The organism is Edwardsiella sp. EA181011 (assembly GCF_000800725.1).
Taxonomy (GTDB): domain Bacteria; phylum Pseudomonadota; class Gammaproteobacteria; order Enterobacterales; family Enterobacteriaceae; genus Edwardsiella; species Edwardsiella anguillarum.
The window spans coordinates 2,907,134-2,931,038 of the sequence record NZ_CP011364.1; the positions used below are offsets into that span (position 1 = coordinate 2,907,134).

Here is a 23,905-nt window from a genome sequence, read left to right on the forward strand (position 1 = left end):
TCTTCAGGCGCTGCAGCCGACGTTTTCCATCATCTGCAGCGCAGACTTCATCGCCTCAACCATACCGCCGTCCACACAGTAGTGGCTAAACTCGTCGTTCTCCGCATGGCTCATGCTGACCCCCGCCTTGCGGTAGCGCATCGTGGACGGCACGCTGTGACCGGCGGAGGTATGCACCTCCTGCAGACCTATCTCGCTGAATTTATGCAGGTTGGAGAGGCGCACCCCGGCGCCGGCCATGATCAGTGGCCCGCGGCTGGCCTGCTGCAGCTGACGCAGCAGCGGCAGCCCGGCCTCCGCCGTCTGCTGCTGCCCGGAGGTCAGAATGCGCGCAATACCGAGATCGGTCAACTGGGAAAGCGCCAGCAGCGGGTTGGCGCACATATCGAAGGCGCGGTGGAAGGTCACCGCCATCGGGCCGGCCTGCGCCATCAGCTCACGCATGCGACGCAGATCAATGTGCCCCTCTTCATCCAGCAGGCCGATCACCGCGCCGGGAAACCCCAGATCGCGCACCAGCGCCAGATCGCATTTCATCAGCGCAAACTCGCTGTCGCTGTAGCAGAAATCGCCGCTGCGCGGCCGGATAATCGGGTGCACGGGCACGGTCACCCGCTCCCGGCCCCCCACCAGCGTGCCATAGCTGGGGGTGATCCCGCCATCCTGCTGGCTAGCGCACAGCTCAATGCGGTCTGCTCCCGCCGCCTGCGCTATCTCGGCGCAGGCCAAGGAGTAGCAGCATACCTCTAACGTCAGCATTCAAACCTCCGAATCAACAGCCAAAACGGTGCGGATGTGAAAAATACTCATATCCACAACCCAAATATTGAGAATATCCCCGCACCTCGCCTACTCTGTAGGCGACGCGGGCGCGATATGCGCCGCGGGGAGCGCTAGCTGACAGAGCGCTGCGCTCCGGCAGTAACCGGTTTCAGCCTCAGGGACGTAGTTAGCCTACTAAAGGATAATCGCGATGACATTCAATTTCGATGAAGTGATCGACCGCCGTCACAGTGACAGCGAGAAATGGGGTAAATATGCGGAGCAGGACACAATTCCGCTCTGGGTGGCCGACAGCGACTTTCGCTCTCCTCCGTCGGTGATCGACGCGCTGCAGGCCCGGATCGCCCACGGCGTCTTTGGCTATGGCATGGCGCCCCAGGCACTGAGCGAGCTGTTCGTCGCCCGCATGGCGCAGCGCTATCGCTGGGCGATACAGCCCGACTGGCTGGTCTTTTTGCCCGGGCTAGTCTGCGGCCTCAACCTGACGGTGCGCGCCCTGACGACGCCGGCGCAGGGCACCCTGGCCCCCCATCCGATCTATCCCCCCTTTATGAAGTCCGCCCGCCAGGCCGGGCGCGCCCAGACCCCGATGCCGGTGACGCTGCGCCATGGCCGCTGGGTCATATCGCTGGACGAGGCCGAGGCGGCCCTCAGCGGCGAGGAGCGCCTGCTCATGCTGTGTAATCCGCAGAATCCGGGCGGCACGGTATACCGCCGCGAGGAGCTGGAGGCCCAGCTGGCCTTTGCCCAGCGCCACGATCTGCTGATCTGCTCCGATGAGATCCATTGCGATCTGCTGCTGGATCCCAGCGTGCGGCACACGCCGATCGCCACCCTGAGCGACGACGCCGCCCAGCGCAGCGTGACTCTGATGGCGCCATCAAAGACGTTCAATATCGCCGGGCTCGGCGCCTCGATCGCCATCATTCCCAACGCCGAACTGCGCCGCCGCTTTATCGACGCCCGCGTCGGCATCGTGCCACAGGTGGATATTTTGGCCTTTGCCGCCGCCGAGGCCGCCTATCGCCACGGCCAGCCGTGGCTGGATGCACAGCTGGACTACCTGCGCGCCAACCGGGATCGCGTCACAACGCGGATCAACGCGATACCGGGGCTGCACACCGTCAGCGCCGCGGGCACCTATCTGGCCTGGATCGATGCCAGCGCGCTGCCCGTCGACAACCCACAGGCATTTTTCGAACGCGCCGGCGTGGGCCTCTCCGACGGCGCCGACTTCGGCGCGCCACGCTTTATCCGCCTTAACTTCGCCTGCCGCAGGGCGCTACTGGATCGCGCGCTGGACCGCATGGCGGACGCCGTCGCCCGGCTGTAGAGGCCTCGTCAGCGCCGCTCGCTGGCGACGATCTCACGCAGGGAATAGGGGTGGAATTTTAGGGTGGTAAGCCGATCGCCGACCGCCAGCGTCGGATTCGGCAGCCGCTCTCCCTCGCCGCGAGGATGGCTGAAGGTCAGGCGGATCCCCGGCGCCAGCAGGGCCTCATCCGGCAATAGCGCCAGCGCCCGACGGTGCAGCGTGTCCGGCGGCCCCGCCAGCACCAGCTCAACGTGCTGCCATCCCTGGTGCGGGTAGCGTTTTTCCCCGGGATAAGGGAGCTCTACGCAGTCGATAAGCCAGGGGCCTACCCGCAGCGGCTGCGCCAGATCAAACAGGCAGATCGGGCGCCCGTTGATGATATTCTCCGCCAGCAGCGTCCCAAGGCGCAAAAAGCCTCGCCGCCAGCGGTCGGCGGTCTCCGTCTGGTGGCAGCGCAGCGAAATGTGATCCGCCGTAAAGTGCGCTAAATCCAGCGACAGCGCCGATGCCAGCTGCGTCAGCGCCTGCTCAAAGCGCACCAGATCCGCAGCCAGCTCACGCAGCTCATCAATATCGGCCAAACCGTTCATGCCTTTCTCCTCTCATCCCCAGTGGGGCGCTCCGCCGCCGCGCACGGCCAGCGGAGCCCCTTCGCGGCGGGTACTCTACCCTGCCTGGCGCGTAACATCCATCCCACCGCAGGCGCATCGAGGGGGGCGGTGCGGCGGGTGCTGACGGCGGAGCCGATTTCCCCTATAATGACCGGCTGTTTTCCGCCGGGTGAGATGCCCCGGCGACCATGATTCGGTTTTCACATTCACGACGCCGGCGCCGCGCGCGGCCGGTGCGAATAGCTTAAGGTAATCCCGTGAATATTCAGGCAATTATTTCAGATAAAGTCACTCAGGCACTGGTTTCTGCCGGTGCGCCGGCCGGCAGCGAGGCCCTGGTCCGTCCCTCCGCGAAAGTCCAGTTTGGCGACTATCAGGCCAATGGCATTATGGCCGCGGCGAAAAAAATGGGCCTGCCTCCGCGACAGCTCGCCGAGCAGGTAGTGGCCAATCTGGCACTGGATGGGATCGCCAGCAAGATAGAGATTGCCGGCCCAGGCTTCATCAATATTTTCCTTGATGCCGCCTGGCTGGCCGCGCAGGCCGACGCCGCGCTGGCCGATCCGCGCCTGGGCGTGGCTCGCGTCGAGCCGCAGACCATCGTCGTTGACTACTCCGCGCCGAACGTCGCCAAAGAGATGCACGTCGGTCATCTGCGCTCCACCATCATCGGCGACGCCGCCGTACGCACCCTGGAATTCCTCGGCCACAACGTTATCCGCGCCAACCACGTCGGCGACTGGGGCACCCAGTTCGGTATGTTGATCGCCTACCTGGAAAAGGTGCAGGCCAGCAGCGAAACCGGCGACATGGCGCTGGCCGATCTGGAAGCCTTCTACCGCGAAGCCAAAAAGCACTACGATGAAGACGCGGCCTTTGCCGAGCGCGCGCGCGGCTATGTGGTGAAACTGCAGGGCGGCGATGAATACTGCCGCGAAATGTGGCGCAAGCTGGTGGACATCACCATGCGTCAGAACCAGCGTAACTATGACCGTCTCAACGTGACGCTGACCGACGATGACGTCATGGGCGAGAGCCTGTACAACCCGATGCTGCCGGGGATCGTCGCCGATCTGAAGGCCAAAGGGCTGGCCACCGAAAGCGAAGGCGCCACCGTCGTCTTCCTGGACGAGTTCAAGAACAAAGAGGGCGAGCCGATGGGGGTGATCGTCCAGAAGAAGGACGGCGGCTACCTGTATACCACCACCGATATCGCCTGCGCCAAGTACCGTTATGAGACCCTCGGCGCCAACCGTATCCTGTACTACATCGACTCCCGCCAGCATCAGCACCTGATGCAGGCCTGGACCATCGTGCGCAAGGCCGGCTATGTACCGGACTCCGTCAGCCTAGAGCACCACATGTTCGGCATGATGCTGGGTAAAGACGGCAAGCCGTTCAAAACCCGCGCCGGTGGCACTATCAAGCTGGCCGATCTGCTGGATGAGGCCATCGAACGCGCCGCCAAGCTGATCGCCGCCAAGAACCCGGAGCTGAGCGGCGACGAGCTGAAGGCGCTGGTGGAAGTGGTCGGTATCGGCGCGGTCAAGTATGCGGATCTCTCCAAAAACCGCACTACCGACTATATCTTCGACTGGGACAACATGCTGGCCTTTGAGGGCAACACCGCCCCCTACATGCAGTATGCCTATACCCGCGTCGCCTCCATCTTCAAGCGCGCCGGCATCGATGAAAATGCCCTGCAGGGTGCCATTATGCTGACGGACGATCGTGAAAAGGCGCTGGCCACCCGTCTGATGCAATTTGAGGAGACCATCCTGAGCGTCGCGCGCGAGGGGACTCCGCACGTCATGTGCGCCTACCTGTACGAAGTTGCTGGCCTGTTCTCCAGCTTCTATGAGGCCTGTCCGATCCTCAACGCCGAGGAGGAGAGCGTGCGCGCCAGCCGTCTGAAACTGGCTGCCCTGACGGCCCGTACGCTGAAAACCGGTCTGGATACCCTGGGGATCAAGACGGTCGAGCGCATGTAACGCTGCCGCCGAACCGCAACGCTCGCCACCGCCGTCGGCGGTGGCTGACGATCGATAGTAAAAAGCCACCTGCCCCGCAGGTGGCTTTTTGATGACCGCGATCGCGGGGCTGTGGCTGCCCCGACGTTTACAGCACCGCGCTGCGGGTAAAGTCGCGCAGGCGGAATCCCAGCAGGGCCAGCACTGCAAAGTAGCTGACCGCGCCGGCCACCACCAGCCCCACCAGACGCAGCAGCCGATAAGGCATATTTCCGATATCCCACGCCGGCATCAGCCACATCATGCCTATGAGCACCGCCGTCATCACCAGCACCGCCAGCACCAGCTTACTCAGGAATCCCAGCCACCCCTTTTGCGGCGTGAACAGGCGCTGACGCCGTAGCTGCCAGTACAGCAGGCCGGCATTCAGGCAGGCGGCCAGGCCGATGGAGAGCGACAGCCCGGCATGCTTTAGGGGACCGATAAAGATCAGGTTCATCACCTGGGTCAGGATCAGCGTGACGATGGCGATCTTCACCGGCGTCTTGATATCCTGGCGGGAGTAAAAGCCCGGCGCCAGAATCTTCACCATGATAATCCCGAGCAGACCGATGGAGTAGGCCACCAGCGCCCGCTGGGTCATCGCCGCATCAAAGGCGCTGAATTTACCATACTGGAACAGCGCCACCGTCAGCGGCTTCGCGATCACCCCCAGCGCCACGGCGCAGGGCAGCACCAGCAGAAAGCAGAGGCGCAGTCCCCAGTCCAGCAGACGGTTATAGTCGTCCAAACGGCCAGAGGAGAAGCTTTTGGCCAGCGACGGCAGCAGGATAGTCCCCAGCGCGACCCCCAGCACCCCCGACGGCAGCTCCATCAGGCGGTCGGCATAGTACATCCAGGATACGGAGCCGGAGACCAGGAAAGAGGCGAAAATCGTATTGATGATCAGCGAGATTTGGCTGACGGAAACCCCGACGATCGCCGGCCCCATCAGCTTGAGCACCCGCCATACTCCGCGATCGTGCAGGTTGAGGCGCGGCAGCACCAGCATGCCTATCTTCTTCAGGTGCGGCAGCTGGTAACCCAGCTGCAGCACGCCGCCCACCAGCACGGCCCAGGCCAGTGCCAGGATCGGCGGATGGCAGTACGGCGCCACAAACAGCGCAAAGCCGATCATGCTGACGTTCAGCAGCGTCGGCGCAAAGGCCGGTACCGAAAAACGGTTCCAGGTATTCAGCACAGCGCCGGCCATCGAGGCCAAGGAGATGAGCAAGATATAGGGGAAGGTAATGCGCAGCAGCGCGCTGGTCAGCGCAAACTTGTCCGGCGTATCAGCGAAGCCGGGCGCGGTAGCATAGATAACCCAGGGGGCCGCCAGCATGCCGAGCAGCGTCACCAGCGCCAGGATCAGGGTCAGTAGACCGCTGACGTAGGCGATAAAGGTCTGCGTCGCCTGCTCGCCCTGCTGGTTTTTATACTCCGCAAGGATCGGCACAAAGGCCTGGGAAAAGGCGCCCTCGGCAAAAATCCGCCGTAGCAGGTTGGGCAGCTTAAAGGCCACAAAAAAGGCATCGGTCGCCATCCCGGCGCCAAAGATCCTGGCGACCAGCGCGTCACGGGCAAACCCCAGCACGCGCGAAAAGAGGGTCATTGAGCTGACCGCAGCCAGTGATTTAAGTAGATTCATCGGTTCATCGTCAGGGTTGCGGCCCCGCCGCGGCGGCGGGGAAAACAGGCCAACTAGTCTACTTATCCCATGATGAATAGCCAGCGCAGGATGTAACAAAAGGCGAGTTCCCCGACCACCCGACGATTAATCCAGCGCTGCGCGGCCGAAAGCGTGGCTACGACGCCTGATCATCGCCCAGCAGGCGGGCCAACTGCTGCTTCAGCGCGGCGACCTCGGCCTCCAGCGCGGCCACCCTCTCACCGAGCGCCTCCGGCGCGGCGGGCGGCGCCGACGGCAGCATCTCCGCCGCCACCTCGCCGCAGAACAGGTGGGCATAGCGGCTCTCCCGCCGTCCCGGCTCACGCGCCAGGCGCTGCACAAACGGCCCATCCTCACGCTCCGCCAGGCGATTGAGCGCCTGCTCCGCCTCGGTCACATCGGCAAAAGCATACAGGCGGTTACAGCGGGTACGCAGCTCACCCGGCGTCTGCGGGCCACGCAACAGCAGGCAGCAAATCAGCGCGACCTCTGCCGCGCTAAAGCGCAGATCGCCAAATTCAGAGTTGCAGAAGCGGTGCTCGTACTTCACCACCCGGCTGCCCGGCGCATTCACGCTGCGGATCCGGTGCCTACGGATCAGCAGATCCAGCGCGTTTTGCACCTCGCTCTCGCCCAGCTCCAGCACCGGCTCGCGATTGGTTTTCTGGTTACAGGCGGTCGTCAGCGCGTTGAGCGACAGCGGATACTGCTCCGGCGTCGTGATCTGCTTTTCCAAAAAGCAGCCGATGACGCGCGCCTCTAGCGGGGAAAGAATATGTTTAATCATGCGAGACTATCTCCAGGTCGTTCATCCATTCTGCGGCGTCAGCGCCCCACGGTCCACTCGGGATTCGTCAGGGCGGTCAAGACATGATCCTGCCATTTTCCATTGATTAACAGGTAGTTTTTGGCATACCCCTCTTTTTCAAACCCCAGACGCTGCAGCAGGGCGCCGCTGCGCTGGTTGTGCGGCATATAGTTGGCCATGATACGGTGCATATGCTGCTGGCGCTGCATATAGCGAATCGCCGACTGGAGCCCTTCATACATCACCCCATGCCCCTGCCACTTGCCCGCCACCGAATAGCCCAGAAAGCAGGCGTGGAACGCGCCGCGCAGCACATTGCTGAAGTTAGCGACCCCGCGCACCTCCTGCTCATCGTGGCCCAACAGGATGAAATAAAACGCACCGCCCTGCTTTTGCAGCTCACGGATCATCGACAGCCGAGCCTGCCAGCCGGACGGATAGCAGTGGCTCTCATCGCGAATCGGCTCCCAAGGGCGCAAGAAGTCGCGGTTTTCCGCATAGTAATCGGCCAGCCGGTGCGCGTCGCGCTCGTTGACCAGCCGCACGATCAGCCGATCCGTGGTCAGGCGAACCCTCGGGCCTGCATTGCCGTAGCCAAACATGAATCCCTCCGTGTGCATTGCCGTCATCGAATGGTTCCGGCCCCCTCTCGCTCCCCGGCGCCGTACCGATAACTATAACCTCTCTGTCCATGGTCGGTAAGTCATTGACTGGCGTTATAATATACAAACGCGCTCCATGCTCAGTAATTTCTCCCGGATCTGCTGGTCGCTTAACGCTATATTCCACAACTTATCATCCAGACCATACAATTTACTGTTTATTCAGCCAATCTATCATTTCTCTGTTTTTGCTTTCGTGAAACGGCGAAAATGAACGTACCGTATGTTATCGCTTTACTCGCGCTCAATGGTGGAACATGTCGCTGGTATTACAGGCCAGGCGATCGGGGAAGTACTTTCTGCTGATCGATAATCTGCTGGTCGTGCTGGGCTTCTTTGTCGTTTTTCCCCTCATCTCTATCCGCTTTGTCGACCAGCTGGGCTGGGCCGCCCTGATGGTCGGCATCGCCCTCGGCCTGCGCCAGCTGCTGCAGCAGGGGCTGGGCATTTTTGGCGGCGCGATCGCCGATCGCGTCGGCGCCAAGCCGATGATCGTCAGCGGCATGCTGCTGCGCGCCGCCGGGTTCGCCACGATGGCCGTCGCCAGCGAGCCGTGGATCCTCTGGACCTCCTGCGCGCTTTCCGCCCTGGGCGGTACGCTGTTCGATCCCCCGCGAACCGCGCTGGTGATCAAGCTCACCCGCCCCCATGAGCGTGGCCGCTTCTACTCCCTGCTGATGATGCAGGACAGCGCCGGCGCGGTGATCGGTGCCCTGATCGGCAGCTGGCTGCTGGCCTATGACTTTCACTACGTATGCTGGGCCGGCGCCGCCCTCTTTGTGCTGGCCGCCGCCTGGAACGCCTGGCTGCTACCGGCCTACCGTATTTCGACCATCCGGACGCCGGTGCGTGAAGGCATGCTGCGCGTGGTGCGCGATCGGCGCTTTTTGACCTATGTGCTCACCCTCACCGGTTACTATATGCTGGCGGTGCAGGTCATGCTGATGCTGCCGATCGTGGTCAACGACATCGCCGGCGGACCGGGGGCGGTGAAATGGATGTACGCCATCGAGGCGGCGCTGTCGCTGACGCTGCTCTACCCCATCGCCCGCTGGAGTGAAAAGCGCTTTAGCCTGGAGCAGCGCCTGATGTTCGGCCTGCTGCTGATGACCCTCAGCCTGTTCCCCCTGGGGCTGACCACCACGCTACAGTCGCTGTTTGCGCTGATCTGCTGCTTCTATCTCGGCTCGATTATCGCCGAGCCGGCACGTGAAACCCTCAGCGCCTCGCTGGCCGATGCCCGGGCGCGCGGCAGCTACATGGGCTTCAGCCGCCTCGGGCTGGCGCTGGGCGGCGCCCTCGGCTACACCGGCGGCGGCTGGATGTATGATATGGGACGCAGCCTGGCCATGCCCGAGCTTCCCTGGGCACTGCTGGGGATCATTGGCCTGCTGACGCTGGTGCTGCTCTACTGGCAGTTTTCACTGCGGGCGCCCTACGCCACGCGCCAGCCCCGCTCAAGCTAACGCGGCGGCGGGAATTCAGTCTTATCCGATCCCCGCCGCAGCCCCAAGCATTTATGCTGTAACATACGTACTGTGTGGCGCTTCATCCCGTTACGGCGGTTTTTCCCCGCGGTTATCTGTGTCACAATCAGCGTTTTATGTATCGGGTTGTTCCCGTCGCCGAGGCTTCACTCATGAGAAAACTATGGTTTACCGCTGCGGTTCTGGCCGCCGGTCTGGTGCTGACTGCCTGTAACAAGCTGACCAGCTACAGCATCAGCGAGCAGCAGATCAATACCTACCTGGATAAGCACAGCCAGTTTGAAAAACAGATCGGGGTCCCCGGCCTGGTCGATGCCCGCATCACGCTGGATCAGCTCAGCAGCCAGATTGGCCGCAGCGAGCCCAACACCATTACGCTGAGCGGCCATGCCAACGTTGCCATCAGCTCCATTCTGGGCCCCCAGCAGAGCGAACTGCAGCTGACGCTGCGCGCCAAGCCGGTATACCAGCGCGATGAGGGCGCCATCTATCTGCGCGATTTAACGCTGGTGGACTATAAGGTGCAGCCGGAAAAAATGGAGACGCTGATGAAGGCGCTGGCGCCTTACCTGAACCAGTCCCTGCGCAGCTATTTTGATCAGCAGCCGGCCTATGTGCTCAATCCGGAGAACAGCAAGACCGAAGCCATCGCCCGTAAGCTGGCCAAGGGGCTGGAGGTCAAGCCCGGTGAGCTGGTGATCCCGCTGACCGACTGATCTTACGCCGTACGGCGTTGCACCCTGCGATAAAACGGCGCCCTGCGGCGCCGTTTTTTTTCACTCGCCCCGGTGACGCCGGGGGATATCGAGGCCCCCGTCAGGCAGCGCCGCCGTCCGCGTCGCTCGCCGTTCCCTCTTCGTCCTCAGCCAGATCGTCGCGCAGCGCCTGCAGCGCCTCACGAGTCAGCTCCGCCAGCGTACGGTAAAACGGCGTGCGCGCATGGGCCTCGACCTTGCCCAGGAACTGGGCGGCCCACGGCATCAAATATACATCGAACAGGCTGGCCTGGGCCAACACCTCGTCACGCTGCCCCTGATCCTCCAGCCACGAGGCCGCCAGCAGCAGCTGGCCAAAGCTATCCGCCGCCCCGGCCCCCAGCGGCATACCACGCTGCAGCAGAAAGTCGCGCACCTGCGACTCCTCAGCATCCGCCACGTAGGCGCTGCGCTGGGTCGCCACCGCCCCTTCGGCGGCGAACAGCCCCTGGTAATCCTGCGCCAGCGCGCCGCGATCGCCTGCGCCGGCCTGCAAGCGCGCCAGCAGGGCATCCTGCTCCAGCGGCCAGTACTGCTGCAGCTGGTTATTCTGTAGCAGGGTAAACAGCGGATCCAGCAGGGGATCCTGAGGCTGTCGGGCAAACAGAGAGCCTAGCAGGCGACACACTATAGAAAAATCGTTCATATCCGTTCCTGACCAATAGCGCAAAAGTGACATTGTCACTAATGCGCATTACCAATCGGCAAATTCAGGGATCGCCGGTCTGCCCCGCCGCTGCAAAAAGTTCAGCACACGCCGCGGTGAGGCATTCAGCACCCGCTCCGGCGGGAAGTTTACCTCATTCAGCACCCGGATACAGTGGCTAAAGTTCCCCATATCAAACGCGATATGGGCATCCGAGCCCAGGGAGAGCCAGCCGCCGGCATCGCGCACCGCCGCCGCGATCGCCCGGCAGTTATCGGCGCTGCCCGCGCGCGAGTGGCTAAACGAGGAGTTATTCAGCTCCAGCGCCACGCCATGCTCGGCGGCAGCGCGGGCCACCGCGGGAATATCCAGCGGATACTTGGGATTGCCGGGGTGCGAAATAATATCCGCCTCGCCGCGGGCGATCGTCGCCAGCAGCGCCTCGGTATGAAACGCGCGATCGACCGGCGCCAGCACCGGCTCATGAAAGCCGGCAATGACCACGTCCATCTCAACCAGCATCCGCCCATGGCAGTCGATATCGCCCTGGCGGTTCTTGATGTTCGCCTCGATCCCGCGCAGTATGCCAACGCCGTTTACCGTCCGCGGCCAGACGCGCATATTCATAAAGTGCCAGGGGTGCGGGGCATCGGCCATATCGGGGCCATGATCGGTAATCGCAAACAGGCGCAGGCCGCGCGCGGCCGCCTGAGCGATATAGTCATGCAGCGTGCTGTAGGCATGGGTACTGGCCACGGTATGCATATGTAAATCGACAGAATACATAAACCTCTCACCTCTCCTGGAATCTGCGTCGGGCCGCCTCGGCGGCGCCCCCTCGGCGGCGTTTCGTAACGGGTCGTGGCATCGACGCCCTGTTCGGCGGCGAGACAGGATAATACTCTAACAAAGATCCCGCACAGGTTCAGCCACCGCCGCGCGGGGTGTCCCGGCGTAATGCTAAACGCGCCGTGACCAATCTCCGCCTAGCCAGGATAGGCAGGATAGGCAGGATAGGCAGGATAGGCAGGATAGGCAGGATAGGCAGGATAGGCAGGATAGGCAGGATAGGCAGGATAGGCAGGATAGGCAGGATAGGCAGGATAGGCAGGATAGGCAGGATAGACGTTAGCATCCAATCCATTACATTAATCACGATATAATGCCATCCCTAACCGCTTATTGAAAAAATTGTCACTGTATGATTTTTGCTTTACCATGCGCCTCTTGAAATAGTCCTATTGGTCGCCGCCCGTTGCCCTAGGCGGCTCGCCAGGATTACTGTCTTTATCAGGAGCGTGGGATGGTTCTGGAAAGGACTTTACGCAGAGCCGTAGCCGGTCTGTTTGTTATTTTATTTATCAGCTCCGGCGCCTTGGTTATTTATAGCAGCGCGCGCGAATGGCAGAATATGCGTCTGGTAACCTCTGCCATTGTCAATGGTATTTCAAAAAGTCAGCTGGACAACGACAACCGCAATATCCAACGACGCAGTAAAATTATTGAATATGTCTCTAAAAAAGGCAGCCAGATCCCCGATCTGTTTGCCGTCGCCCGCGATTTGCACTGGGGTAACAGCGTCTATCTGCTGGATGGCGAGCACCTACGATTGCTGGATGACAGCGCCCATGACTGGCTCTCTGACGACAAGAAGCAGCGGCTGATTGCGCAGATGCGCGGACACCAGCAGCGTCAATGGTATGGCCATCTGGATCGGGGCGAAACCGTGCTGCCCTATCTGAAATATACCACCGGTGACGGCAAGGTCATGGTATTCCTTCTGGATATTTATGGTCTGGAAAAGGTATTAGATCAACACAGCGCCACCACCCCGATTTATCTTTATCTGTTTGACGACGACAATAAACTCATCGCCCGCTCAGCCAATGCGCCACAGCTGCTGCCGGACAGCATCCGCGGTGAAAATCTGTGGCGTAACAGACCATTGGAAATAAAGGTAATCCAGCAGAACGAATTGCTTAACGGGAAAAAGGCAACGCTGGTGGGCTATATCCCCGTCATCTATCTGTTAAAGCTGATTGGATTTAACCTGCTCTATTTTATTCTGTCATTTGGCTGCGCTATCTTTTTTCTGAGCTACTTTTATAAAAAAATCAAGCGTGAAATCGAGCGCGAGCGCGAGGAGTTTCTCTCCGGTAAAACGCCGTCGCGGCAAAACGGTCTCTTTTTTAATGACGCCGTCAAGCGGCGCGTCGAGCTAGACAAAAAGGCGCTGCTGCGCGATCCGCTGACCAAGCTGTATAACCGGCGCAAGTATGATTATGACATCGCCCAGCGCCTCTATCAGCAGCAGCCCTTTTACCTGCTGCTGCTGGATCTGGATGCCTTTGGCCAGGTAAACGATGAGCAGGGACAGGATGAGGGGGATCGCCTGCTGGCCCAGTTGGCGGCGGCCTTTGCCCGCCGTCAGGAGGGCTGGCGCTTTTACCGCATCGGCGGCGATGAGTTTGCCGCTCTGCTCGATAAAAAACGCGTGCCGGACATCGACACGCTGACGCAGTGCTGCCGTGCGCTATTGGCCGAGGCCGAACGCTACGGCGCACGCCTTAGCATCGGGGCCAGCGACAGCGACGAGGCCAGCGAGCTGCTGGTGCTAAAGACCCTGGCGGACAATCGGCTGTATATCAGCAAGCACCGGGGAAAACACTGCGTTACCCTGCCGCCCCGGCGCACGGAGGGCACGCCCTCCTCCCCTGCGCCGGCGCAGGCGGATCAGTAGCCGCGCGCGACGTCGACCACCCCTTCTGGGCGCCGCCCTGCCTCGATCGCATGAATATTGTCGGCGATATAGTCCATCGCCACCTGTGGCAGGGTGATCGCCGCGATATGCGGCGTTATGGTCACCCGCGGATGCTGCCAGAACGGGTGATCCGCCGCCAGCGGCTCCTGAGCGAAGACATCCAGCGTCGCCGCCGCCACCTGACCGTTCCCCAGCGCCGCCAGCAGCGCATCCTGATCCAGATGCACCCCGCGGGCCAGATTGATGATATAGGCGCCGGCATTCATCTGGGCAAACAGGCGCTGATTCAGCATGCCCTCGGTCTGCGGCGTGTTCGGCAGCAGGTTGATCAGCAGCTGCAGCCCCTGCAAAAAGGCGGGCAACTGCTCGCTGCCGTAAAAGCTTTGCACCTGCGGATAGTCCTTCACCGTGCGGCTCCAGCAGCGCACCGGCACACCAAAGGAGGCCAGGCGACGCGCCACTCTCCCCCCAGGACGCCGGCGCCGAGCACCCCCACGGTAAACGCGCTGGCCTCATGGGGCGCCAGATAACGCCAGATCCCCTGACGCTGTTGCAGCTCATACTCATCAAAGCGGCGGAAATAACGCATCACCGCTGCGACGGCGTACTCCTCCATCTGCTGAGCCATGCCGGTGTCCTCCAGGCGCACCAGCGGCACCCCCGCCGGCAAAATGCCGGGGTGTGCGCGCGCCTGGGCCAGAATGGCATCCACGCCGGCGCCAAGGGCAAATATGGCCCGCAGTCCCTGGCGCTGGGCCAGCATCTCATAGGGGGGTTGCCAGACCAGCGCATAGTCGGCGGGCTTATCATCGCCCGGCTGCCACTGACGGATATGGGCCTGCGGAAGACGCTGGCGCATACCGTCAAGCCAGGTCTGAGCAGTGAAAAAAGGATGGTAGTAGATGATCTCCATGACGGCCTCCTGATCGTGTTGACGACGCTCTCCGCCGTTTTCCCCGCGGATAAAAAAACGGCGAATACCCTTTTGTCAGGATCTCCGCCGTCTGTCAACGTCAAGCGCCATTATTGCCTATCGCTCAGGCCGTTGACCTCTTGCTGTAGGCAATCAGCCGACGCAGCAACGGCACCAGCAGCACCAGGATCACCCCGGTGGCGATAGAGCCCCATCCCAACGCATTAAACACCGCGCTGTAGCCCGGGTTGGTTTCCAGCGGCGTATTGCCGCTGTTTTGCGGCATCAGCCCGGAGACATAGCCCGCCAGCACGGAGGCGACCCCGGTCACCATCATCCAGCACCCCATCATCATTCCTTGCAGACGGGCGGGAGCCAGCTTGCCTATCATGGCATAGCCGATCGGCGAGATCAGCAGCTCGCCCAGGCTTTGCAGCAGATAGCTGATGGCGATCCATTTAAACGCGACCAGCCCATCGGCACCGGCCAGCGAAATCCCCAGCGGCAGCACCAGCATGCCCAGCCCCATGCAAAACAGCGAGGCGGCAAACTGGGAGGGGATATCGATGCGCAGGCCGATACCGCGCAGATACTTAAACAGCCAGGCCATCAGCGGACCGCCGATGACGATCACCAGCGTATTGATATTCTGGATCCACTGAGGCGCGACCCGCCAGCCATAGACGTTCAGATCGATGTTGTGCTCAGAGAACAGCATTAGCCCCATCGGCGCCAGCTGATACAGCGACCAGAAGACCAGCGATCCCAGCGCCAGGATCAGGTAGGCCACCATGCGGCGACGCTCATCCGCCTGGCGGTGACGCGCCGTCATCGCGCACAGCAGCACGAAAACCAGGATCCCCAGCAGGATCACAAAGTTACTGCTGAAATCAGCGTGAGTCAGCAGGATACGCAGCACCGGCACCAGCGCCACCAGGATCAGCAGTCCCACCAGCATTCGCCGATAAAAGGCACGGCCGCGGATCTGACGCAGCGGCGTATTGATGTCGGCCAGAATACGCCAGCGGGACAAGGTCACCACGATCGCCACCGCATTGCCCAACGTGGCAAACAGGAACAGCGCCCGATAGTTTTCCGTCAGCTGGAAATACCCCGCCACGGAAAAACCGATGAAGAAGCCCAGGTTCATCCCGGCATAGTTCCATAAAAACGCACTTTCCCGTCGATTATCGTCCGGCGCAAAACGCTGGGTCAGCATCATATTGATACAGGTCACGTTCAGCCCGCTGCCGGTCAGAAACATCGCCAGCCCCCAATACAGGCCGGTCACGCCCATCTCGGCAATCAGATAACAGCCGATCACCTGCAGCACCATCCCCAGCACAAACAGGTTACGGTTACTGAGACAGCGCCCGCCCAAATAGCCGCCGAACAGGTGCAGGCCATAGTTAAAGGCGCCAAAGATCCCCATCATGGCGTTAGCCTGCGTCTCGCTGAATCCGAGACGTTTCGTGGCATACAGCACCAGGGTGGAATAGAGCACGGCAAAGCCGAGCGTGGCAAACGTTTGAATAAAAAACAGAGCGCCGGTTCCCGATGGGACGGCACCTGGGTGAGAGGGGGTGGTTGAAGCGCTCACCGCTTTTCTCCTTGAACGAAAGGGCTGGTTACGACTCATCCTGAGAACTTCCCGGTGTTGTGCCGGTCGGCCTTTGTTGTTGTTCCATACCGTTTGTGTAGGCCGCATTCACATTTAGCGGGATAAACGACCAAAAGACCAGCCTTAATCTTAATTAATTACCTGTTTAGCTATTATTTAAGCAATTTATAAGCGTAACTATTCACTTTTACCCATACTTTGTGCTGTTTAATTCGGAATAGGCATGGCCCCCTGCGCCCGCCGCCCGCCATTGCTCCTCCCCGCTAGGCGCCGCCTCCGCCAGCGATTACAATGGCGCCTTCACCTACCTTCGATAAGGCGATCCATGCGACTCTCCTCCCTGCTCCGCGGCGCCGCGGCGCTGTGCCTGGCGTTAACCCTCAACACCCATGCCGCCGCTACGCCCTGGGACACCCACCTGCAGCGCGCGCGCGGTGAGACCGTCTACTTCAACGCCTGGGGCGGCAGCCCACAGGTCAATGACTACCTGGGCTGGGCAGCCCAACAGGTTAAGCAACGCTACGGCATCAATCTGGTGCAGGTTAAGGTGAGCGACATCGCCGAAACCGTCGGCCGTATTCGGGCGGAACAAGCCGCCGGCAACCTTGAGCGCGGCAGCGTGGATCTGCTCTGGATCAACGGAAAAAACTTTACTGCGATGAAGCGCGCGGGCCTGCTGTATGGCCCCTTCGCCGAACAATTGCCCAACTGGCGCTGGGTAAACCTATCGCTGCCGGTGCGCAGCGACTTCACCGTCGCCACCGAGGGCTATGAGGCGCCCTGGGGCGTCGGTCAGTTGGTGCTGCTCCGCGATGCCGCCGCGCTGCCGACGCCACCGGCCGATCCTCAGGCCCTGCTGACATATGCCCGACAGCATCCTGGCCGGGTGACCTACCCGCGACCGCCGCAGTTTCACGGCAGCAGCTTTCTAAAAAGTATCCTGATGCAGCTCAATCCGACGCTGCCGCTGAGTCAGCCCGTGGATCCACAGACCTTTGCCCGCGATAGCGCTCCGCTGTGGGCCTGGCTGGATCAGATCCACCCCTCTCTGTGGCGCCAGGGACGCGTATTCCCGACCAGCGATGCCCAGCAGCTACAGCTGTTCAATGACGGCGCCCTCGATCTGGCCATCAGCTTCAACCCCGGCATGGCTCCCGCGGCGATTGCCGCCGGAGAGGTGCCGCCCGATACCCAGGCGTATGCCTTTAAGGCCGGCGCCCTGAGCAACGTGCACTTTCTGGCGATCCCCTTCAACGCCCCGGCCAAAGACGCCGCGCAGGTGGTCATTAACTTCCTGCTCTCGCCCGAGGCGCAGGCGCGTAAGGCCGACGGCCGAATCTGGGGCGATCCGACCATTGTGGACGTTGCCCGCCTGCCGCCTGAGCAACGGCGCACCTTTGGCAAGGCGCCCACGCTGTTCCACGCGCTGGCCGAACCGCACCCCTCGTGGCAGGAGGCGCTGGATGCCGAGTGGCAAAAACGCTACGGGCACTGACTGAGCTCCGGCGCCGCCGATGCTGCAAATTACGCCGCCGAATGCGGCGTAATTCACCAATTTGTTGAATGTTTAGCTAAACGGTTGGTTTTACGAAAAAAGAGTATTGACGCCGCGACGGCTTTTCCCTACATTAGCGCCCATCGCAGCGCACTGCGCAACAGCGAAAACAATTTGGTGAGGTGTCCGAGTGGTTGAAGGAGCACGCCTGGAAAGTGTGTATACGTGAAAACGTATCAAGGGTTCGAATCCCTTCCTCACCGCCAGATTCTAGAAAGCCCGGCCTATGGCCGGGCTTTTTGCTTTTTCGCGATGACCGACCTAGCGGCCGCGTTCCCTCTCGCTCAGCCTTCACATCGCCGCCTTGAATGCGTCATCGAGGGCCACGCTCTCACCTTTAACGTCGGGAAAAACTCGCCATCTCGCTCCGGGAGTGGGGTCGCCTCTCGTATTCGCTCGTTAGCGAATCAAGCAGGCGGTCAGTGTCTGATGACTCACCGGCGCCATCGTCCTCCGGAGAGGGTAAGCTCCGCGAGCTCATCGCCCGCGGATCCTGCTTACTCATAGCGTGCGCAGAAGGCGCTAAGCGCACCGGCTAAGCCCGCCGGATTCTCCCAGGCCATCGCGTGGCCGCACTGCGCCACGGTAATACACGTCGTCCCTAAGGATTGTAGCCGTGAAAAATCCGCATCGGGCAGCGACGCCTCACCGAAGATCAACCCGGTTGGCCCCATCATTCGCAGGAATAGCGCTAACCAGGCGTTTCCGGCGATCAGGCTAGCCGCCGAGCGCCAAACCGCCCACGGCGCGGCGACCGCGAGGCTGCCCGCCCAGGTGCTATCCTCGCTCGCCACGAAAGCAGAGTGCCCCGATACAATATAATCCTGCTGGGTACTCGCATAGATTTTCTGACTAAACAGGCCGCCGCCAGGATGAAAATTCGGCTCAGAGACGATCAGTCCGCGAACCCCCGCCGCCGCCTCGGCAGCACTCTCGATGGCAATGCTTCCCCCCATGCTGTGTCCATAGATGAAATAATCGCGCAACCCGATAGCCCGAATGACCTCGTTAACCACGAGGGCCTGCTCCCTGATGGTGTACCCATACTCCCACGGCTTGTCGCTATACCCGTAGCCGGGCAAGTCGATCAGAATAGCGGCTCTGCGTCTAAAATGAGGATCGCCAACCACGCGAGGATAGTCATACGATGCGGCACATCCCAGGCCGTGTATAAACACCACGGGTATCCCCTCCCCCGGCAAGATCAGCCAACGTACCCGGCAGCGCGCAACTGTTGAATAGCACGATGATAGCAAAAGCTCCTCCTCATTCGAGCTCTACGATACCGCTTGCTACCTCGCCACATAGATATCAGTGCTTCACTATAGCGGGATAGCACAACGTCGATATTCGCTTGGGCTGACCCCGACTCGTTTGCGGAAAACACGGGAAAAATAGAGCTGGTCATCATAACCGACCTGTTGACCAATCACCGCGACCGTTAGCGGCGTCGTCTGCAACAACAGCTTCGCGCGGGTGATGCGCTGATCCTCACGCCAACGCACAATGCTCACACCGACTTGCTGGCGAAATAGATGTGCTAAGCGCGAAGATGACAAAAAGACCTGCTCGGCCAACGCCTCAATGGAGATCTCCACCGCCAGATTCTCGTTCAGTAACTGGCATGCCTGTTGAACCCGCAGATCGAGCGTCGGTCGATCCGCCTGAGAGAAGATCTCGTAGCAACGAATCAGCAGACGCTCCAACAGATTCATCGCCAGTTGCTCCGACATCGGCCTTATCGCTTGATGAGTTTCTGCTATCGAGATGAACAGATCTTCAAACTCACGCAATAGTGCTCCCTGGCCAAGACTAAGTCGCCCAACCTGCCCCGTCATCCAGGGCCATTTTAGCCAATCAATCCAGTAGGCTCGAGGGCGAAAGTAGACCCAACGATGGTACCAGTCGTGTGAAGCTGGTGCCCGACCATAATCATGCGCGATACCCGGAGGAAACAGCAGTAACTCACCCGGCATCACATCAAAATGTTGCTCACCACTGACGATGTGCCCCTTACCACGGATGGTTAGATTGATAATATATCCCTTCATTCCGTGAGGGCGGTCGATCATAAAGTCGAGCGGACTCCCCTGTTCGATAGGCGTTAACCCAGAAACCAGGAAAATATCGAAGTCATAGCCGGGTAGCAGTGGATTGAGCTGCTGCGGCTTGTCGTGAGGTGTTACCGCCATAACTGTCGACATCCCCATCAAAAAATCGGATTCACAGCGCTTTATTGTAAGAATCCTCCCCCCTACCGCTATGCATCCTCCCTGCTAAGGCACGAAAACCCGTGCCAGCTCACAGCGTAACCCCCATTCAGAATGCAATGGCATTCGATAGCCCCCGCCACTCACCGTTCATCTTCGCGTAGTCGGTGGCGACGGAGCGTAACCGATGCGCCCCTCGCCCCTTAGCCTCATCTTAGATAAGCGTTCAGCCACCAAGCAAGCAAGCAAGCAGGGAGGTAGAATGGCCTAGAGCCGTGCCTTGCGTACTTGTTTGTAACGGTCGAAGAGTACCGCCGCCAACAAGATCACGCCACGCACCACATATTGAGCAAACGGAGAGATATTGAGGAGATTCATCGCATTCTCCATCACCCCTAAGATCAATACCCCGGCAATAACGTAGGAGATCTTACCGATCCCCCCTTCATCGAGACGCCCCCAAGAACACAAGCCGAGATCACCACCAACTCAAAGCCGATCGAGGTCATCGGCTGACCTGAAGTCATGCGCGAAGCAAGGATGATCCCCGCCAGTGCGGCAATCATGCCGGTCATGGTGAAGATGATAATCTTAGTACGTACCACATTAACTCCGGCGAGGCGGGCCGCCTCCTCGTTTCCCCCCATCGCCAAGGTATTACGACCAAAGGTCGTCTTGTTCAGCAACAAGCCAAACAACACAAAACTGATAGCGGTTAACCAGATCGGTGTTGGGATCCCAAACAAGGCCGAGTTTCCCAGCTCGAAGAAGCCCTCTTCAGCGATACCGACCGCTTTACCATCGGAGATAATGTACCCCATACCGCGTGCAATCTGCATGGTTGCTAACGTCGTGATCAGCGCGTTGATCTTAAACCTCGCAACGACAATGCCATTGATCAAACCGAATAGCAGGCCAACCGCCAGACCGGCCAAAATACCGATGGTAATGCTTTCCGTGAGATTAATAGCCACCGCACAACTCACTCCCGAGCAAGCGACCACTGAACCAACCGACATGTCGAACTCGCCGGAGGCTAAGCAAAATAACATACCACAGGCCACCATGCCGGACATCGATACGGCGAGTCCTAGTCCCTTCATATTGATCCAACTGGCAAAGTTAGGTACCAACCCACAGGCCAATAAGAACAGGATCACAAAGATTACCAGCATGCCATACTGATCCCAGATGCGTGCTAATGAGCGGCGGTAACGCGCCATGCCCGCAGGAGCCTGCTGGGCGGCGGCCGTGTTGCTTGTATCCATGGTTTATTCCTCACGTCTGGAGTTAGCGAGTCGGCATGGCCAGCGTCAGAACACCAGCCTCCGTCGCCTGCTGATGGGAAAACGTACCGGCGATCAGACCATCACGCATCACGAGGATACGATCGGCTACCCCCAAGACCTCAGGCAGCTCGCTCGACACCACCACCACGGCAATACCGGCGGCGGCCAGGTTGTAAATCACACGATAGATTTCATTCTTGGCTCCGACATCGATCCCGCGAGTTGGCTCATCCAGCAGGATCACCTTCATCTCCTCGGATAGCCAACGCCCCAAGATCACTTTCTGCTGGTTCCCGCCGGAGAGATGCATCACGGCTTGCTGGGCGGAGGGGGTTTTTACCCGCATCTCCACGATCCGTTGTTGCGCATTCTCCCGCTCCCAACGCCGATTAACCCAGAATCCGCCCCATGCCTTACGACGCCGGGCGCTGATATTAATGTTCTCCTGTACCGAGTGAATGGGAATAATGCCTAGCGCTTTACGATCCTCGGTACAAAGCATGATGCCGCTGGCGATAGCATCAATCGGATTACGGATGCGCACCGGTGCCCCATGCACACAGATCTCGCCAGCGCGTGGCCTCTCCGCACCAAAGATCAGCTTCATCAGCTCGCTACGCCCCGCGCCAACCAGACCGAAGATACCCAGAATCTCACCGCGTCTTACCGAGAATGAAAGCGGCATCGCCACTCCCGGCCCCTCAATATCCTTGACCTCTAGTCCCCATTCGCCTAATGGACGTGGACGATAGTCATAAATATCCGTTAACTCACGTCCGACCATGGTCTTAACCAGCTCATCTCGCGACACCCCCGCCAGCGTGGGGAAGGTACGAACATAGCGACCATCCTTGAATACTGTGATGGCATCGCAGAGATCAAAGATTTCATCCATGCGATGCGAAACATAGAGGATAACCTTACCCTCATCACGCAATTGGCGGATCACTCGGAATAGCTGTGCGATCTCACGCGTCGAGAGGCTACTGGTCGGCTCATCGAAAGCAATCACCTTGGCATCACGCGTCAACGCCTTAGCAATCTCCACCATCTGCCATTGCCCTAGAGAAAGGTATTTCAACGGTGTCTGCGGTGCGATATCCATACCGAGACGCGCTAACTGGCGTGCGGCATCGTGCTCAAGGCGGCTCTTATTGATGACACCATGCCGGGTTGGCAATTGACCCAGATAGATATTCTCCGCCACCGTCATCTCCGGCACCAGGTGCAGCTCCTGATAGATGATGGCGATACCGTGATCCAACGCCTCCTGAGTCGTATGAAAGATATGCTCCTCACCTCCTAGCCGTATCCCTCCACTGGTTGGCCGTTGAAAACCGCTCAGAATTTTCAGTAATGTCGACTTACCCGCCCCATTCTCGCCCATTAGGGCATGTACCGACCCTTGATGACAGTCGAACGTAATATCTTGCAAAGCTTGTACTCCGGGAAACGCCTTGCTGATACCACAGAACTGTAAATAGGCTACTGCATGCTCCATAACCGCACTCCCCAGTAACGGCAGGCGATGCCTGCCAGTGGATGCTGACCGCGCTTACAGTCCTTTCTTCTGTAGCTCGCTTTGGAAGTTATCTCGTTTGATCAACACCACATCAGTCACCTCAGTAAACATCGCTGGTAGTGTCTCCTTCGCGACCCAGTCATGTAGCATCTGAATACTCTTGTAACCATGGATATCCGGGCTAGGGAGCAAAGAACCGTAAAAGCCTGTCGCCCCAGATTTGGAGAGTTCATTAACCGCATCGACCCCATTGATACCGATGCCGATCACATTCTCTGCCTTAAAACCCTGCCCTTCGCTGGCGCGGACCCCACCCAATACGGTGTTATCGTTCATACCGACGATCAGCCAATTCTTCACTTCTGGGTGCTGGACTAGCATCGAGTTCGCGGCATCCAGGGCGCCAGGGATGTCATTACTCTTGGTCGGAACGCTATAAATCTGCGTCGCAGGGAAACCGACCGCCTTCAAGGCTGAGAGCGATCCTTCGACTCGACGCCGAGCGGTGTCCAACTCATTCGCCGTGATCGCCAATACCGCACTATGCGCGGGATCCCACTGGCGACGCTGCATCTCCCGATACAGCTCCTCGCCCTGGTGTTCACCGATTTTACTAGCCGCCATCATCACTAACGGAACATCCTGCATCGGTTGTCCCTTGGCATTAACGAACTGATCGTCCACGGTGACGACCTTCAGATCTAAACTACGCGCCTTCGCCATAATGGCCGGCCCCAACTTAGGATCCGGCGTACAAATAACAAATCCCTTGGCACCGTTAGCGGCCAAACTGTCGATAGCATTCAGCGTCTTCTCTCCATCGGGGACGGCAATCTTGATCACCTCAAATCCCAGATCCTTACCGGCCTGATCGGCAAACTTCCACTCGGTCTGGAACCATGGTTCCTCCGGCTGTTTCACCAGATAGCCCAATTTTAATGTCTCCGCCGCGACAGTATTTACCATACCCAATGCTAAGCCTGCAGCGAGAAGCAAACCGTTAACCATTCTGTTCATATATTATCTCCGGGTGTTCTATCCATACGGATATCACGGTGACCGCCGTGTGACGCCTTCATCACCATGACAATTATTTTATTGATTAGATATGAAATTAAATCAGTTAGCTGTTGTAGTCCTAAATATGTAGGCATTTTCTCTCGGCGGTATAGCGAGCTAGATCACGTGATAAAAATGTAGCTATTTTGTCTATATTTTTAGCTGAATAGTCATATGACTATTCTGTTAGGTAAATCACTTTGCCCGCCTAATAGCAGCAATATCCATAT

19 protein-coding genes, 1 tRNA gene and 2 pseudogenes are annotated in these 23,905 nt (G+C 59.6%); 8 read left to right on the top strand and 14 right to left on the bottom strand.

Translation table 11 applies throughout. The features are described from left to right. Nucleotides 1–3 precede the first annotated feature (3 nt). Nucleotides 4–759, bottom strand: coding sequence for a copper homeostasis protein CutC (cutC, locus tag QY76_RS12760; RefSeq protein ID WP_045426926.1), 756 nt, complete (start codon nucleotides 757–759; stop codon nucleotides 4–6). A 214-nt stretch (nucleotides 760–973) separates the two neighbouring features. Between cutC and QY76_RS12765 the strand changes: the two genes are divergently transcribed. Further along, entirely contained in the window at nucleotides 974–2,116 is a 1,143-nt protein-coding gene (locus QY76_RS12765) for a MalY/PatB family protein (RefSeq protein WP_034165177.1), read from the top strand. Nucleotides 2,117–2,124: 8 nt separating this feature from the next. On the opposite strand, the gene QY76_RS12770 is transcribed toward QY76_RS12765, so the two are convergent. Continuing rightward, the gene (locus tag QY76_RS12770) at nucleotides 2,125–2,688 is read right to left on the bottom strand and encodes a VOC family protein (RefSeq protein WP_034165176.1); all 564 of its coding nucleotides are present in this window, start codon (nucleotides 2,686–2,688) and stop codon (nucleotides 2,125–2,127) included. 278 nt (nucleotides 2,689–2,966) lie between these two features. On the opposite strand from QY76_RS12770, the gene argS reads away from it, so the two are divergent. After that, the gene (argS, locus tag QY76_RS12775) at nucleotides 2,967–4,700 is read left to right on the top strand and encodes an arginine--tRNA ligase (RefSeq protein WP_034165175.1); all 1,734 of its coding nucleotides are present in this window, start codon (nucleotides 2,967–2,969) and stop codon (nucleotides 4,698–4,700) included. A 127-nt stretch (nucleotides 4,701–4,827) separates the two neighbouring features. Here argS and murJ read toward each other — a convergent pair whose 3' ends face one another. From murJ to rimJ, 3 genes are all read right to left on the bottom strand, one after another. Next, on the bottom strand, nucleotides 4,828–6,366 hold the full coding sequence (murJ, locus tag QY76_RS12780) for a murein biosynthesis integral membrane protein MurJ (RefSeq protein ID WP_045426924.1): 1,539 nt from the start codon (nucleotides 6,364–6,366) through the stop codon (nucleotides 4,828–4,830). A gap of 157 nt (nucleotides 6,367–6,523) precedes the next feature. Continuing rightward, nucleotides 6,524–7,171, bottom strand: a complete 648-nt coding sequence (locus QY76_RS12785) for a DUF480 domain-containing protein (RefSeq protein WP_045427033.1) — start codon at nucleotides 7,169–7,171, stop codon at nucleotides 6,524–6,526. 41 nt (nucleotides 7,172–7,212) lie between these two features. Beyond that, the gene (gene rimJ / locus QY76_RS12790) at nucleotides 7,213–7,797 is read right to left on the bottom strand and encodes a ribosomal protein S5-alanine N-acetyltransferase (protein WP_045426921.1); all 585 of its coding nucleotides are present in this window, start codon (nucleotides 7,795–7,797) and stop codon (nucleotides 7,213–7,215) included. 317 nt (nucleotides 7,798–8,114) lie between these two features. Here rimJ and mdtH point away from each other — a divergent pair, with 317 nt between their 5' ends. Together mdtH and QY76_RS12800 are read left to right on the top strand one after the other, a co-directional pair. Next, nucleotides 8,115–9,323: a multidrug efflux MFS transporter MdtH gene (gene mdtH, locus QY76_RS12795; RefSeq protein ID WP_034165172.1), complete on the top strand. Its 1,209-nt coding sequence runs from the start codon at nucleotides 8,115–8,117 to the stop codon at nucleotides 9,321–9,323. A gap of 173 nt (nucleotides 9,324–9,496) precedes the next feature. Next, complete coding sequence (locus QY76_RS12800) at nucleotides 9,497–10,060, top strand: lipoprotein (RefSeq protein ID WP_034165171.1); 564 nt, start codon at nucleotides 9,497–9,499, stop codon at nucleotides 10,058–10,060. Nucleotides 10,061–10,160: 100 nt separating this feature from the next. On the opposite strand, the gene QY76_RS12805 is transcribed toward QY76_RS12800, so the two are convergent. Together QY76_RS12805 and QY76_RS12810 are read right to left on the bottom strand one after the other, a co-directional pair. After that, complete coding sequence (locus QY76_RS12805; protein WP_034165170.1) at nucleotides 10,161–10,745, bottom strand: molecular chaperone; 585 nt, start codon at nucleotides 10,743–10,745, stop codon at nucleotides 10,161–10,163. 48 nt (nucleotides 10,746–10,793) lie between these two features. Continuing rightward, nucleotides 10,794–11,531, bottom strand: a complete 738-nt coding sequence (locus tag QY76_RS12810) for a phosphatase (protein WP_034165169.1) — start codon at nucleotides 11,529–11,531, stop codon at nucleotides 10,794–10,796. A 185-nt stretch (nucleotides 11,532–11,716) separates the two neighbouring features. Between QY76_RS12810 and QY76_RS19390 the strand changes: the two genes are divergently transcribed. Together QY76_RS19390 and QY76_RS12820 are read left to right on the top strand one after the other, a co-directional pair. Next, on the top strand, nucleotides 11,717–11,908 hold the full coding sequence (locus QY76_RS19390; RefSeq protein WP_235439401.1) for a hypothetical protein: 192 nt from the start codon (nucleotides 11,717–11,719) through the stop codon (nucleotides 11,906–11,908). 248 nt (nucleotides 11,909–12,156) lie between these two features. Next, nucleotides 12,157–13,485 carry a GGDEF domain-containing protein gene (locus QY76_RS12820; RefSeq protein ID WP_225865167.1) on the top strand — a complete coding sequence of 443 codons (1,329 nt, stop codon included), beginning with the start codon at nucleotides 12,157–12,159 and terminating at the stop codon, nucleotides 13,483–13,485. On the opposite strand, the pseudogene ghrA reads toward QY76_RS12820, so the two are convergent. Next, nucleotides 13,479–14,419 (bottom strand): annotated as a pseudogene (gene ghrA / locus QY76_RS12825) (glyoxylate/hydroxypyruvate reductase GhrA). The gene QY76_RS12820 and the pseudogene ghrA sit on opposite strands and share 7 nt — an antisense overlap. A gap of 124 nt (nucleotides 14,420–14,543) precedes the next feature. Then, the gene (locus tag QY76_RS12830; protein WP_034165166.1) at nucleotides 14,544–16,019 is read right to left on the bottom strand and encodes a peptide MFS transporter; all 1,476 of its coding nucleotides are present in this window, start codon (nucleotides 16,017–16,019) and stop codon (nucleotides 14,544–14,546) included. Between the two features lie 346 nt (nucleotides 16,020–16,365). Between QY76_RS12830 and QY76_RS12835 the strand changes: the two genes are divergently transcribed. Together QY76_RS12835 and QY76_RS12840 are read left to right on the top strand one after the other, a co-directional pair. Next, nucleotides 16,366–17,535, top strand: coding sequence for an ABC transporter substrate-binding protein (locus QY76_RS12835; RefSeq protein WP_034165165.1), 1,170 nt, complete (start codon nucleotides 16,366–16,368; stop codon nucleotides 17,533–17,535). A 176-nt stretch (nucleotides 17,536–17,711) separates the two neighbouring features. Then, nucleotides 17,712–17,801: transfer RNA gene (locus QY76_RS12840), tRNA-Ser, on the top strand. 291 nt (nucleotides 17,802–18,092) lie between these two features. On the opposite strand, the gene QY76_RS12845 is transcribed toward QY76_RS12840, so the two are convergent. The 5 genes and pseudogenes from QY76_RS12845 to QY76_RS12865 all read right to left on the bottom strand — a co-directional run bounded on the left by QY76_RS12845 (nucleotide 18,093) and on the right by QY76_RS12865 (nucleotide 23,624). Then, complete coding sequence (locus tag QY76_RS12845; RefSeq protein WP_034165948.1) at nucleotides 18,093–18,851, bottom strand: alpha/beta fold hydrolase; 759 nt, start codon at nucleotides 18,849–18,851, stop codon at nucleotides 18,093–18,095. Between the two features lie 66 nt (nucleotides 18,852–18,917). After that, a complete protein-coding gene (gene araC, locus QY76_RS12850) occupies nucleotides 18,918–19,787 on the bottom strand; it encodes an arabinose operon transcriptional regulator AraC (protein ID WP_045427030.1) in 870 nt (289 codons plus the stop codon). 285 nt (nucleotides 19,788–20,072) lie between these two features. Beyond that, nucleotides 20,073–21,028, bottom strand: a pseudogene (araH, locus tag QY76_RS12855) (L-arabinose ABC transporter permease AraH). Nucleotides 21,029–21,095: 67 nt separating this feature from the next. Continuing rightward, nucleotides 21,096–22,595, bottom strand: a complete 1,500-nt coding sequence (gene araG / locus QY76_RS12860; RefSeq protein WP_034165950.1) for an L-arabinose ABC transporter ATP-binding protein AraG — start codon at nucleotides 22,593–22,595, stop codon at nucleotides 21,096–21,098. 54 nt (nucleotides 22,596–22,649) lie between these two features. Further along, nucleotides 22,650–23,624, bottom strand: a complete 975-nt coding sequence (locus tag QY76_RS12865) for an arabinose ABC transporter substrate-binding protein (RefSeq protein ID WP_181937499.1) — start codon at nucleotides 23,622–23,624, stop codon at nucleotides 22,650–22,652. Between the last annotated feature and the right edge of the window lie 281 nt (nucleotides 23,625–23,905).

Coding starts and splice junctions, on each gene's coding strand:
- cutC (WP_045426926.1), bottom strand. CDS start 759: ATGCTGACGTTAGAGGTATGCTGCTACTCCTTGGCCTGCGCCGAGATA.
- QY76_RS12765 (WP_034165177.1), top strand. CDS start 974: ATGACATTCAATTTCGATGAAGTGATCGACCGCCGTCACAGTGACAGC.
- QY76_RS12770 (WP_034165176.1), bottom strand. CDS start 2,688: ATGAACGGTTTGGCCGATATTGATGAGCTGCGTGAGCTGGCTGCGGAT.
- murJ (WP_045426924.1), bottom strand. CDS start 6,366: ATGAATCTACTTAAATCACTGGCTGCGGTCAGCTCAATGACCCTCTTT.
- rimJ (WP_045426921.1), bottom strand. CDS start 7,797: ATGTTTGGCTACGGCAATGCAGGCCCGAGGGTTCGCCTGACCACGGAT.
- mdtH (WP_034165172.1), top strand. CDS start 8,115: ATGTCGCTGGTATTACAGGCCAGGCGATCGGGGAAGTACTTTCTGCTG.
- QY76_RS12800 (WP_034165171.1), top strand. CDS start 9,497: ATGAGAAAACTATGGTTTACCGCTGCGGTTCTGGCCGCCGGTCTGGTG.
- QY76_RS12805 (WP_034165170.1), bottom strand. CDS start 10,745: ATGAACGATTTTTCTATAGTGTGTCGCCTGCTAGGCTCTCTGTTTGCC.
- QY76_RS12810 (WP_034165169.1), bottom strand. CDS start 11,531: ATGTATTCTGTCGATTTACATATGCATACCGTGGCCAGTACCCATGCC.
- QY76_RS12820 (WP_225865167.1), top strand. CDS start 12,157: ATGCGTCTGGTAACCTCTGCCATTGTCAATGGTATTTCAAAAAGTCAG.
- QY76_RS12835 (WP_034165165.1), top strand. CDS start 16,366: ATGCGACTCTCCTCCCTGCTCCGCGGCGCCGCGGCGCTGTGCCTGGCG.
- araC (WP_045427030.1), bottom strand. CDS start 19,787: ATGGCGGTAACACCTCACGACAAGCCGCAGCAGCTCAATCCACTGCTA.
- araG (WP_034165950.1), bottom strand. CDS start 22,595: ATGGAGCATGCAGTAGCCTATTTACAGTTCTGTGGTATCAGCAAGGCG.
- QY76_RS12865 (WP_181937499.1), bottom strand. CDS start 23,624: ATGGTTAACGGTTTGCTTCTCGCTGCAGGCTTAGCATTGGGTATGGTA.